The sequence below is a fragment of the Methylobacterium indicum genome (assembly GCF_017347565.1).
Lineage (GTDB): Bacteria > Pseudomonadota > Alphaproteobacteria > Rhizobiales > Beijerinckiaceae > Methylobacterium > Methylobacterium indicum.
Genome location: NZ_AP024145.1, coordinates 4,857,869 through 4,869,801, shown reverse-complemented (window position 1 = coordinate 4,869,801; position 11,933 = coordinate 4,857,869). Strand labels below are relative to the sequence as shown.

At 71.7% G+C, this 11,933-nt stretch carries 9 protein-coding genes; 7 read left to right on the top strand and 2 right to left on the bottom strand.

The annotated features are described in order from the left end of the window. Positions 1-39: 39 nt before the first annotated feature. The 3 genes from miv_RS22595 (at position 40) to miv_RS22585 (ending at position 2,840) form a co-directional block, all read left to right on the top strand. A complete protein-coding gene (locus miv_RS22595) occupies positions 40-279 on the top strand; it encodes a hypothetical protein (protein ID WP_048428810.1) in 240 nt (79 codons plus the stop codon). Positions 280-794: 515 nt separating this feature from the next. Beyond that, entirely contained in the window at positions 795-2,270 is a 1,476-nt protein-coding gene (locus miv_RS22590; protein ID WP_207178998.1) for a methyl-accepting chemotaxis protein, read from the top strand. Positions 2,271-2,648: 378 nt separating this feature from the next. Next, positions 2,649-2,840, top strand: a complete 192-nt coding sequence (locus miv_RS22585; RefSeq protein ID WP_131800117.1) for a hypothetical protein — start codon at positions 2,649-2,651, stop codon at positions 2,838-2,840. A 74-nt stretch (positions 2,841-2,914) separates the two neighbouring features. Here the strand turns inward: miv_RS22585 and miv_RS22580 are convergent, their stop codons facing one another. Together miv_RS22580 and miv_RS22575 are read right to left on the bottom strand one after the other, a co-directional pair. Further along, complete coding sequence (locus miv_RS22580) at positions 2,915-3,139, bottom strand: hypothetical protein (protein WP_048428808.1); 225 nt, start codon at positions 3,137-3,139, stop codon at positions 2,915-2,917. Between the two features lie 250 nt (positions 3,140-3,389). Then, entirely contained in the window at positions 3,390-4,796 is a 1,407-nt protein-coding gene (locus miv_RS22575; protein ID WP_207178996.1) for a phosphatase PAP2 family protein, read from the bottom strand. Between the two features lie 585 nt (positions 4,797-5,381). Here miv_RS22575 and miv_RS22570 point away from each other — a divergent pair. From miv_RS22570 to miv_RS22555, 4 genes are all read left to right on the top strand, one after another. Next, the gene (locus tag miv_RS22570) at positions 5,382-6,158 is read left to right on the top strand and encodes a bacteriorhodopsin (protein WP_207178995.1); all 777 of its coding nucleotides are present in this window, start codon (positions 5,382-5,384) and stop codon (positions 6,156-6,158) included. Between the two features lie 9 nt (positions 6,159-6,167). Beyond that, a complete protein-coding gene (locus tag miv_RS22565; protein ID WP_082171655.1) occupies positions 6,168-7,124 on the top strand; it encodes a Brp/Blh family beta-carotene 15,15'-dioxygenase in 957 nt (318 codons plus the stop codon). Between the two features lie 191 nt (positions 7,125-7,315). Further along, complete coding sequence (locus tag miv_RS22560; RefSeq protein ID WP_244276356.1) at positions 7,316-8,296, top strand: efflux RND transporter periplasmic adaptor subunit; 981 nt, start codon at positions 7,316-7,318, stop codon at positions 8,294-8,296. Between the two features lie 19 nt (positions 8,297-8,315). Beyond that, entirely contained in the window at positions 8,316-11,480 is a 3,165-nt protein-coding gene (locus miv_RS22555) for an efflux RND transporter permease subunit (protein WP_207178989.1), read from the top strand. Positions 11,481-11,933 lie beyond the last annotated feature (453 nt).

Genomic DNA, 11,933 nt, shown 5'->3' with positions numbered 1-11,933 from the left:
GTCGTCGACCGCCCTCTCCTCCCTCTCACGGAGAACCCCGTGCTCCTGCGTTCCACCCTCCTCCTCGCCCTGACCACGGGCGCGGCCCTCGCCGAGCCCGTCGTGGTCGATCGCGCGGTGCTCAAGCAGTATTGTACCGGCGATTACCTGACCTATTGCGGCAACCTCTCGCCCGATGGGCCCGAGGTGCAGGCCTGCTTCCGTCAGAACAGGGCGAAGCTGTCCCAGAACTGCCAGTCCGCGATCACCAGCTACATGAAGGCGCAGCGCAAGGGCTGAGGCCGGAGCCGACCGACCGAGTTGCGCGGTCCCGGCGATCCAGGGCCGCCCCGGATCCGGGGTGGATCGCCGGTCGGGTCCGATCCATCGTCTGCCCCCGGATGGCGCCCCTCGTGCCGCGGTCATTCCAGACCGTTTCCCCGGATCGCTGCGCCGGGGACCAGTACGGCGAGGGCCGATGCGCCCGGGTGAATCCGGGCCGGCCGTGCCGGAGGTGCGATAGGCGCGCCCATCAAGGCGCGCCCCGCCCGATGCCGCAGGCCCGCGCACGCCGCGAAAGGGAGAGGCCGCTGCGAGCGGCGCGGCCGCGTAACCCAGGGTTGTGTGTCCGCCTCATGCGAACTCGTCGAACATGACGAGGAAGAGGCCGTCGTTTAACATGTGTCTTTGTCGTAGAGATCCCGAAGGCAGATTTTGTTTGCTGTTATTTGCTGGGTGAGGCGGGATCTGTCCTTCACGGTTCGATAAGGATCGGGGCGCATCGTCCCGGGCAAGTCCAGCAAGAGACGCACGCCGTGCCCCTCCTCCTGTCCCGCCACGCGGCCCTGCTCGCGGCCGTCGACCGTTCCCAAGGCCGGATCGAGTTCGATCCCTCCGGGACGATTCGCGACGCGAATGCGTGCTTCCTGGCGCTCACCGGCTACACCCTGGCCGAGCTCAAGGGTCGGCACCACCGCCTGCTGATGCCCCCGGAGGAGCGGGACGGCCCGGACTACGCCGCGTTCTGGCACGGCCTGCGGCAGGGCCGGTTCGAGACGCGCGAGTTCCGCCGCATCGCCAAGGACGGCCGGACGATCTGGATTCAGGCCTCCTACAACCCGGTCCTCGACCGTCGCGGCCGGGTCGTCCGGATCGTCAAGCTCGCGTCCGACATCACCGCCCGCAAGGAGCGCGACGCCTACCTGGCGGGCCAGGTCGCGGCCCTGGACCGCTCGCAGGCGGTGATCCACTTCACGCCGGACGGCGTGATCACCGAGGCCAACGCCTCCTTCCTGGCGACGATGGGATATACCCGCGACGAGGTGGTGGGGCGCCACCACCGCCTGTTCGTCACGGAGGCGGATCGGGACGACCCGGACTACGCGGCGTTCTGGCAAGCCCTGGCCGGGGGCCGCCACCAGGCGGGCGAGTTCCGCCGAGTCGGCAAGGGCGGGCGGGAGGTCTGGATCTTCGGCGCCTACAACCCCGTGCTCGGCGTCGACGGCAAGCCCTGCGCGGTGGTGAAGTTCGCCACCGACATCACCCGGCAGGTCCACGATCGCGAGCGCCTGGCCTCCGGCCAGCGCGCGATCGAGTCGGACATCGCCGCGGTCACCCTGGCGGTCACGGACGTCTCGGACCAGGCCCGCGCCAGTGCCGATCAGACCGTGCGGGCGTCAGGCAGCGTCGCGGCGGTGGCCGCTGGCGCGGGGGACTTCTCCGCCTCGATCGCCGATCTCGGCCGCCACGCCGAGGAGGCCCGCACCGCCGCCGAGGCCGCGTTGCGGCAGGCCCGGGATGCCGGCACCATCGTCACCGGCCTCGCCCAGGCCGCCGGGCGGATCGGCGAGGTGGTCTCGTTGATCGGCGCCATCGCCGACCAGACCAACCTGCTGGCGCTGAACGCCACGATCGAGGCGGCCCGGGCCGGCGAGGCGGGACGCGGCTTCGCGGTCGTGGCCGCCGAGGTGAAGGAACTGGCCGGCCAGACCGCGAAGGCGACCCACGAGATCGGCACCCAGATCGCGGCCGTCCAGGGTGCCACCACGGCGGCGGTGACGGCCATGGAAGCGATCGCCGATTCGATCGGCCGGGTCAGCCACATCTCGGTCGGTGTCTCCTCGGCGATCGCCCAGCAGGCATCCGCCACCGACGCCATGACGGTGAACATGCGGAGCGCCGCCGAGGGCGTCGCCGCGGTGCATCGGACCGTGGAACGGATCAGCGGCGCGGCCGAGGCGGTCGACCTGTCGGTGCGCAAGATCGCGGATGCCGCGCGGGCGCTGCTCTGAGACGATTTTCGGGAAAACGACTTCCGGACACGGATCGCGAGCGCGCCCGACGCGCGAGGGGAGCCGCAATCCACCCCGCGAGGCAATCGATCGAATTGCGTCCGATCGTCGAGTCGGTCCCCGGACCGCGTCTCTCGTTCAGGCGCTCAGACCGAGCAGCACCACGAGGGCGATGCCGAGGGCGAGGCAGGAGCCGGCGGCGAGCAGCAGGGGCATCGGGAGACCTCCGGAACAACGGCGATGCGCACCGGGCTAGCGCCGGAGTGCGGCCTCTCCGTGACGATGCGGCAGCGCGGGCCGGACGGAGCGTCGCCGCGGCCGACTCGCCCCGGAAGCCATGTTCAGGTAGTATGGCTCCCGCGATAGACAGGGAGAGCCATGCATCTTGTCGTGACGGCCCATACTCAGGATGGGCATTTGTCCTACCAGCGGACCTCGCCGCAGGCGGCCTTGGAGAAGGCCGACGAGCTCGCGGCGGACGGCCATGAGCGCGTCGTGATCACCGACATCACCGGTCGCGACTACGAGCCCGGCGAGTTCGACAGCCTGTTCGTCAACCCGGGAAGCTGACGCGCGGGCCTTCGCCGCCGGCTCGCCGGAGATCAGGCACCGAACGTCAGACGCCTGCTGTCAGGCGCCTACTGTCAGGCGCCTACTTGGAGCAGGCCGGCCTCGCCGGTCGCCGGGCGCAGGGCCGACGGCATCGGACGCTTGGGGAACGGAATGATCAGGCAGCCGTGCTCCGTCGCGTCGGCGTCGCGGTTTCGGGCCGAGCGCCGCACGGCGGCGGCGATCGCCTGCATCGCACGGGGAGAATAGCCGCGACGACGCAGCCAGGCCGGGATCGGGGAGGAGCTTCGCTTCGACATGGTCCGGTGAGCCGCTGCAGGGTTGCGATGGCTCAAGTTCAAACACGGATGCCCTGGTCGGGAAACGTCGCTGCGTCCCAGATTCTTGTCCCAGAATCCCAGGCTTCGGCCTGTGCCCTTGAAGCCTGGTTCCCCCACCAAACATCACCAAGCCGGCTCCAGCGCCGGATCGGTCGGTTCGGGTCGAGGCGGACCGGCGGACGGTCAGCCGTCCGCCGCGCCGACCTATGCATCCCGGCGGATCGGGCGCTCAGCGCCCCCCTTGCCTCTGGCGCGCCAGCTCCGAGGCCTTGCCGGCCGCGGCGTAGAGATTGAGCCGCGAATAGACCCCGAAGGCCGAGCCGTCGTCCAGGAAGCCGCCGCCCGGTCCCTGCGTCTCGGTCAGGATGGCGTTCGCCTCCGCGAGGGTCAGGGACGGGAAGGCCGCGGTCAGCAGGTAGCCGGCCTCGGGGGCGAGCTTGCCCACGTCCTCGACCGTGTTGGCGGTCTCGGCATGGACCACCGGCAGGCCGTAGGTCTGGGTGGTGTCGTAGAAGGCGGCGTTGGCGGTGGCATCGCGGAAGCGGCCGGTATCGGTCGCCGCGCAGGTCGCCAGCGCGTCGCCGCAGGCGTCCTTCAAGATCCGGGTGAGGTCGGTGCGGGCCGTCTCCAGGGCGGCCCGGTAATCGGTGATCGCGACCGCGTCGTTGGTGGCCCGGCTCATCTCGCCGATCACCGCCGGGTTGCGGCGGATCTGGCCGACATAGGCCGGATCGTTGGCGAGCAGATGGGCGACCGCGTGCAGCGCCACCGTACGTCCGCCGAGCACGTCCATGGCGTAGTGGGCACCGACGACGATGCGGTCGTTGCCGTACTCGGCCGCCCGCACGATCATCTGCTGGTAGCGCTCGGGGACGAGGAGCGCGAGGACCAGGGACTCGGTGTAGCCGTAGGTGGTGTGGCCGCTGGGATAGGACGGGCTGTCGGTCAGGTTCTGGCTCGGCCCGTGCAGCCAGTCGAGGCTGTGCGAGCCCTGCCCGAAATAATCGGCGCCGCGATAGGCGGTGAGCCGCGCCAGGGTCTGGAACGGGCGGGAATTGCCGTAGGCGTCGGCCCCCTTGGCGCCGGCCGGCCGGTCGTAGGCCTTGCCGAACACGTCCGTGACGCCGCCCTGCGTCTTGAGGATCGCCGCGGCCGCCTCCGTGACCGGCGCCTTGCCGTCGGTGGTGGCGTTCGCGAAGAAGTATTTGCCCGAGTTCGAGTCGGACTTGGTGATGTTGTTGGTGTAGCCGATCAGGTCGGCGACCGATTGCGTCACGTTGCCGAACGTCTTGTAATCGGTGTAGCGCGCCCGCTCCTGGTAGATCGCGCCGAGCCGGCTGCCGAGGCCGTCGGCGAGCTCGGTGGCGTTGCCGTCGGTGATGAAGCAGTCGCGCAGGGCGAGCTGCCGCTGCTCGTCGAAGGGCAGCAGGTAGGGTTGCTGGCCGGCGCCGGACTGGATGTCGCCGGTCACCCGCAGGTTCGCGGCGAGCGCCGCCCGCCCCGCCTCGGTCCGCGGCAGCACGCTCACCGCGGCGAGCCCCTTCAGGGCGGTGAGGTTCGTCGCGGTCTGCGCCGCCGCCGGAAGCGGCAGCAGCAGGCAGACAAGAGCCGCACCGTGAATCGTCGCCCTGCGCATGATGATCGGCCTCCCGCGGCACCTTCGCATGGCGGGGCCGCCCCGTTCTGTTGAGGGCGGCGCCGGTCGTCTGTCCAGTCCGACTCGCCGAGCCGCCTCGGATTTTCCGGAAAGCCCCGACGTCGTCGATGGGCAACGTCCTCCCCCGACGAGATCGAAACGGCGCCCTCGATCGCGCGCCCGCTGCCCGACCCGGCGCAGCGATCCTCCGGCGCCCGAGCCGGTACGACGCGCGGTGGCCGGCCGGCCCGTGATCGGGGCTTATACTTGTACTCCGTACGAGACATAGGTGGCGATCCGGGGAACCGTGCCCTATTCGAATGCCGTGGGCGAGGAACGTCCATCTCCTCGATTGTCTGAAAATCCAGCGACATAACGGATTTTTTGAGCAGAAACATAAGAGAAACAATAATTGTGTTTTTAGATTATCCTGCGGCTTGATCGCAAATAAACTTGGGAACTGCGTCAGATTTGCCGCCTCACCGTGCGGAACTCCTTGGTCGAGGCTGAGTTGCCGTGCCGCCTTGCTGCTGTCCGTTCGGGACCGTCGCGATGGGTCTGGCTTTTCGAGCAACGGACGATCTGATGTCACCGCAATTCTGGCTCTGGGTCGGCTTCGCCGGCATGAGCGTCGGCGCCGCCCTGATCCTGTTCATCGGCAAGCGCCGCACCCCGGCCGAGGAGGCCGACACCATCATCCACGGCCTGGTGCCGATCATCGCTGCCTGCTCGTACTTCGCGATGGCGACCGGCCAGGGCAGCATCCTCCTGCCGGCCGGGCCGGATGCCGGCACCGCCACCCGGGCCTTCTACTTCGCGCGCTACATCGACTGGTCGTTCACCACGCCGCTGCTGCTGCTGGGCCTCGCCAACACCGCGATGCACAGCGGCATGCGCCGCCGGGCGGTCGTCGGCGGGATGATCGGCTCCGACCTGATCATGATCGTCACCGCCCTGGTCTTCGGCCTGAGCCAGCTGGCGTGGCTGAAATGGACTTGGTTCGCGATTTCCTGCGGAGCCTTCCTGGCGGTGTATTACGGGATCTTCGTGCAGCTGCGCGAGGAGAACGCCAGCGAGCGCGACGACACCCGGGCCGACTTCATGCGCAACGCCGTGTTCCTGTCGGTGATCTGGCTCGCCTACCCGGTCGTGCTGCTCTTCGGCGACGACGGCCTCGGCCTGCTCGGCCCGGCGCTCGGCCTCGGCATCATCGCGGTGCTCGATCTGGTGGCGAAGGTCGTCTACGGCCTGATGGCCACCGTCCAGACCGCCAAGCGCGTCGACCGCGACCTCGCCGAGGGCAAGGATCTCACCCGGGGCAAGGCGGCGCCGGTGCGCCCCCACGTCGCGGCGGCCGAGTAGGCGCCCGCGATGCGCCGGCCCTCCCCGATCCCGGCGGCGGCCGGCGCCGATGCGCCGCGGATCCCGCCGCCGGTTCTCCGTCGCGTCACCCTGCGGGGGGCGGCATCCTGCCTGCTCCCCGGCGCCGCTCTCCTCCTCGCCGCGACCGCCCTGCTTCCGCGGGAGACGGGCTGGCTCGCCGTCCTGATCCTGGTCATCGGCCTCGGGGTTCCGCACGGCGCCCTCGACGGCGAGGTCGCGAAACCCTTGCTGCGCCCGCGCTTCGGCCGGGCCTGGTTCCCGGTCTTCGCCGCGCCCTACCTCGCGCTCACCGCCGCGGTGCTGGCCGCGTGGCGGCTCGCCCCCGAGGCGACCCTGGCGGGCTTCCTCGCCCTGTCGGTCCTGCATTTCGGCCGGGAGGATGCCGGGCCCGGCCGTCCGGTCGAGGCCCTGGTGCGCGGCGGGTTGCCGATCGCGCTCCCGGCGCTCCTCCGGCCCGACGCCACCGCCCGCGTCTTCGCGGTCGTGACCGGGACCGCGATGCCGGTGCTGCCGGCCTGGTGGGTGCTGCTCGCCCAGGCCTGGCTCGGCCTCGCGCTCGTCTGGCTGCTGGCGGCCCGGCCGGCGCCCCGGCTCCTCGCGGAACTCGCGGCCCTCGCCCTCGCCTTCCTGGTCCTGCCGCCGCTCAGCGCGTTCGGGCTCTACTTCGTCTGCCTGCACGCGCCGCGCCACATGCGGGCGCTCGCCGACGATCCCGCCCGGGCTCCCTCGGTCGACGGGATGGGGCGGGCGGTCGTGCTGGCGCTGCCGGTCTTCGCGCTCACGCTGCTCATCGGCCTCCTGCTCTGGCCGACCTACCCGCAGGCGCCGGGTGCCGGGCGGCTGCTCGCCCTGACGCTCCAGCTCCTCGCCGCCCTGACCCTGCCGCATCTCCTGCTGGATGCGTGGGTCGAGCGATCGGGGGCCCGGCCCGAACCAGACCGCTGACGCGACCCCGTGCTCCGGGCGGCAATCCGCGCTCAGCAGATTTCGCCGAAGTGGCTACCGGTTCGGCGCCGAAAATCTGCGACACGGCAAGAGCCCAAGCGGGCGAAGCGTTGGCCTGCCGACGCGAGTCTGCTTAGAAGCGGAGCCGTGACGGGGGAGGCGCGACGATGCGGCGGGCGGTGCTGTCCGGGATGCTGGCCGTGTGCCTGGGCGTTGGCGCGCTCGCGCCGGCCCGGAGCCAGGGGCCGGCGCGCGTCTCGTCGGAGGGCGGCCGCGTCGCCGTGCGGCTGACGGAAAAGGAACGCGCCCGCATCGGCGTCGTCACCGCCCGCCTCGCGGCCCAGCCGCACAGGATCGAGATCCTGGCCTATGCCAGCGTCCTCGATCCGGCCCGCATCACCGACCTCGCCAACAGCTATGCCGGGGCGGTCGCCGCCCTGCGGACCGCCCGGGCGCGGGCCGAGGTCTCGGCGGGGGCCCTGCGCCGGGCGAGGAGCCTCGGGGCGACGGTGGTGTCCGGGGCCCAGCGCGAGACGGTCGAGGGCACGGCCGCGACCGACGAGGCGGCGGTGGCCGCGGCCGAATCGCAGGTGCGGACCCTCGCCGCCACCGCCCAGCAGGAATGGGGATCGGTGCTCGGCCGGGGGATCGTCGAGCGGTCGTCCCTCGTCACCCGCCTGATCGAGCGGGCGGACCTTCTGGTGCAGGTGACGCTGCCCTCGGGCGAGGCCATGAAGCCGCCCCCGGCCACGGCCGCCGCCGAGGTGCCGCCGCAGAGCGACCGCATGACCCTGCGTCTCGTCTCGCCGGCGACGCGGGCCGACCAGCGCATCCAGGGCCTCAGCTACTTCTACCTCGCGGCCGGCGACAGCGGCCTCCTGCCCGGCATGAGCGTGCAGGCCTTCCTGACCTCGCCGCAGGAGGCCGTCGGGATCGCCGTGCCGGAGAGCGCCGTGGTCCACTGGCAGGGGCGTGCCTGGATCTACCGCGCCGTCGGCCCCGACACGTTCGCCCGGCACCCCCTCAAGCCGGACGCGGCGATCTCCGCCGACCGCTCCGTGGTCGACGACCTCGGCGAGGCGGCGGAGGTCGTCGTGACCGGGCCGCAGGCCTTGCTGACCGAGGAGCTGAAGGGCCAGGTCCAGGCCTCCGGCGACGCCGACGACGACTGAGCGCGCAGGACGCCTCGACGTGACCCCGACCGACACCGATCCGCGGCCAGCCGACCGGCCGCCCCCCTCCGGCCTGCAGGCGGCGCTGGTGCGACTGTCCGTGCGCCGCCCGGGCCTCGTCGTCGCCCTCGCGCTCGCGCTCGTCGTCTACGGCCTCGTCGCCCTGACGTCGGCCAAGTACGACGTCTTCCCGGAATTCGCCCCGCCCGCCGTCACGGTGCAGACCGAGGCCCCCGGTCTCAACCCGGAACAGGTCGAGGTGCTGGTCACCCAGGCCGTCGAGGGCGTCGTCAACGGCCTGCCCGGCCTCGCGAGCCTGCGGTCGAACTCGATCCAGGGCGTCTCGGTGGTGACCGCGACCTTCCGCTCGGGGACCGACATCTACCGGGCGCGCCAGCTCGTCGGCGAGCGGCTCGCCGGGCTCGCCGGCCGACTGCCGCAGGGGGGCGCCTCGCCGACGATGACCGCCCTCACCTCCTCGACGAGCGCGATCCTGCTCGTCGGCCTGACCTCGCCGACGCGCTCGCTCATGGACCTGCGGACGGTCGCGGACTGGCGGGTGCGCCTGCGCCTCCTCGCGGCACCGGGGGTCGGCGAGGTGCTGGTCTATGGCGGCGACGTCCGGTCGATCCGCATCCAGGTCCGGCCGCAGGACCTCGTCCGGTTCCGCATCGGCCTCGCCGACGTGCTCGCCGCCGGCCGCAAGGCGACCGGCGTGCGCGGGGCCGGCTTCGTCGACACGGCGAACCAGCGCATCACCCTCCAGACCGAGGGGCAGGCGGTGACCCCGGCGGCGGTCGCCCGCACGGTGCTGATCAACGAGGGCGGCGCGAGCGTGGTGCTCGGCGACGTCGCCGACGTCGTCGCCGGCCCGGAGCCGGCGATCAGCGCCGCGCTCGTCGACGGGCAGCCCGGCGTCCTGATGATGATCGGCGCGCAGGTCGGCGCCAACACGGTCGAGGTCGCGGCCGGGGTCGAGGCGGCGCTCGCCGAGCTCCAGCCGGGCCTCGCCAAGGACGGGATCGTCCTGCGCACCGACCTGTTCCGCCCCGCCGGCTTCGTCGCGCAGGCCACCGGCCACGTCCTGCAGGCCCTGGCGCTCGGCGGTGCCCTCGTGGTCGTGGTCCTGGTGGTCTTCCTGTTCGACTGGCGCACCGCGCTGATCAGCGCGACGGCGATTCCGCTCTCGCTCATCGGCGCGGTCCTGGTGCTCGGGGCGTTCGGGTTCAGCCTCAACACCATGACGCTCGGCGGGCTCGCCATCGCGATCGGCGAGGTGGTCGACGATGCGGTGATCGGCGTCGAGAACGCGATGCGCCGCCTGCGGGAGAACCGGCGCCTCGCCGCCCCGCGGCCGGAGGCCCGGGTGGTGTTTGAGGCCATCCTGGAGGTCCGGGTCGCGGTCGCCTACGCGACCGTCGCGGTGCTGCTGGTCTTCCTGCCGGTGCTGGCGCTCTCCGGCGTACCCGGCCGCCTGTTCGGTCCCCTGGCGCTGGCCTACATCCTGGCGGTCCTGGCGTCGCTCGTCGTGGCGCTCACGGTCACGCCGGCCCTCGCGCGCCTGCTGCTCGCAGGGCGCAGGACGCTGCCCGCCCGGGAGCCGCCGGTGACCCGGGCGGTGCGCGGCGTCTATGTCCGGCTCCTCGAACGCCTGGTGCGGCACCCTCTCCTCGTCGGCGCGGCGGGGCTCCTCGCCGTCCTCGTCGGTGCCGTGCCGATCTCCTCCTTCGGCGGCGCCTTCCTGCCGGACCTGAAGGAGGGGCACTTCATCCTGCACATGGCGACCGCTCCCGGCACTTCGCTGCAGGAGAGCCTGCGCCTCGGCGGCCACGTCACGGCGGGCCTCAAGGCGATCCCCGGCGTGCGGGCCGTCGCCCAGCAGGTCGGCCGGGCCGAGGCCGGCTACGATCTCGGCGGCACGCACGAGAGCGAGATCCACGTCGACCTCGCCCCGGACCTCGACGGCGAGGCCCAGGAGCGGGCCGAGGCCGGGATCCGCGCGCTGATGGCGGCCACGCCCGGCGCGACCTTCTCGCTCAAGACCTTCCTCACCGAGCGCATCGAGGAGGTCGTGTCGGGCTTCACCGCCCCGGTGGTGGTCAGCGTCTACGGGGCCGACCTCGACCGGATCGACGCCACGGCCCGGGACGTCGCCCGCGAACTCGCGGAGGTACGGGGCGCCGTCGGCATCCAGCTCCGGTCGCCGGCGGGCCTGCCGCAGGTCACCGTATCGCTGCGCCCCGCCGACCTGCGCCACTGGGGCCTCGATGCGATCGAGGTGCTGGAGCTCGCCCGGACCGCCTTCCAGGGCGACACGGTCGGCCAGTCCTACGAGGGCAACGCGGTGTTCAACGTCGTGGTCGTCCTCGATCCCGCGGCCCGCTCGCGGCTCTCCGGCCTCGGCGACCTGCCGCTGCGCACGCCCGGGGGCAGCACCATCCGGCTGTCGCAGGTCGCGGACGTCTACGAGACCGTGGGGCGCTACGCGATCGCGCATCACGGCGCCCAGCGGGTCCGGGTGGTGACGGCGAATGTCGAGGGCCGGGACGTCGCCTCGTTCACCGAGGCGGTGAGGCGCAAGATCGCCCGGGAGGTGACGCTGCCGCCCGGCGTCTATGTCGGCATCGGCGGAGCGGCGGAGGCGCAGGTCCAGGCCCGCCGGGACCTCGCGCTCTATACGGGCCTTGCCGGGTTCGGGATCCTGCTCCTGCTCGCGGTCGTCACCGGGTCCGCCGCCAATCTCGGGCTGATCCTCGTCAACCTGCCCTTCGCCTTCGTCGGCGGCGTGCTGGCGGTGGCGGCGACCGGCGGCCTCGTCTCCCTCGGCGTCATCGTGGGCTTCGTCACGCTGTTCGGCATCTCGCTGCGCAACACCATCATGATGGTCGCCCACTACGAGCACCTCGTGCTCGTGGAGGATCGGCCCTGGAGCGCCGCGACGGCGATCGAGGGCGCCGCCGACCGCCTGGTGCCGATCCTGATGACCTCTCTCGTCACCGGCCTCGGCCTCCTGCCCCTGGCACTGGGCGCCGGCGAGCCGGGCCGCGAAATCGAGGGACCGATGGCGATCGTGATCCTCGGCGGGCTGGCGAGCTCGACGCTCCTGAACCTCTCGGTCCTGCCGGTGCTGGCCCGGCGCTTCGCCCGGTTCGGGGTGCGGGATCGCGAGTCCGAGGCCGTTTGATCGGCTCGATGGGAGTGATGACGAGGACGATGTGAATACTGTCGATCAGGTCGAACAGTCTCCGATACGGGTTCCGCTCTATCCGTTCCGAAACAAATAAAGCGCGGGATCCCCTCTCCCGCGTGGGAGAGGGGTTAGGGGTGAGGGTGACACGCTTCCGAATGGAACTCGACCGTGCCGCCGCCAGAACGAAGGCCTGAGCTTTACCCAGAGCCGAAGCACCCTCGCACGATCTTCGTTCGCCCCGACCCCTCCCCCACACGGGCTAGCGTGTTCACACTTCTCGGTTCGAGAGCTTCTCCCGATGAAGGTCGCGCGCCTCTCCTCCCCCTTGTGGGGAGGAGCTGGAGGTGGGGGTGGTGCCGGATAGAGCGCAGCGGTGCCTCCTGCACCACCCCCACGCGGGATCTTCGATCCCCATAACTCCTCCCCACAAGGGGGAGGGGAAAGCGT

Bases quoted from the DNA above. Each gene is read 5' to 3' on its own strand.
- miv_RS22570 (WP_207178995.1), top strand. From the start codon at position 5,382: ATGTCACCGCAATTCTGGCTCTGGGTCGGCTTCGCCGGCATGAGCGTC.
- miv_RS22585 (WP_131800117.1), top strand. From the start codon at position 2,649: ATGCATCTTGTCGTGACGGCCCATACTCAGGATGGGCATTTGTCCTAC.
- miv_RS22580 (WP_048428808.1), bottom strand. From the start codon at position 3,139: ATGTCGAAGCGAAGCTCCTCCCCGATCCCGGCCTGGCTGCGTCGTCGC.
- miv_RS22565 (WP_082171655.1), top strand. From the start codon at position 6,168: ATGCGCCGGCCCTCCCCGATCCCGGCGGCGGCCGGCGCCGATGCGCCG.
- miv_RS22575 (WP_207178996.1), bottom strand. From the start codon at position 4,796: ATGCGCAGGGCGACGATTCACGGTGCGGCTCTTGTCTGCCTGCTGCTG.
- miv_RS22560 (WP_244276356.1), top strand. From the start codon at position 7,316: ATGCTGGCCGTGTGCCTGGGCGTTGGCGCGCTCGCGCCGGCCCGGAGC.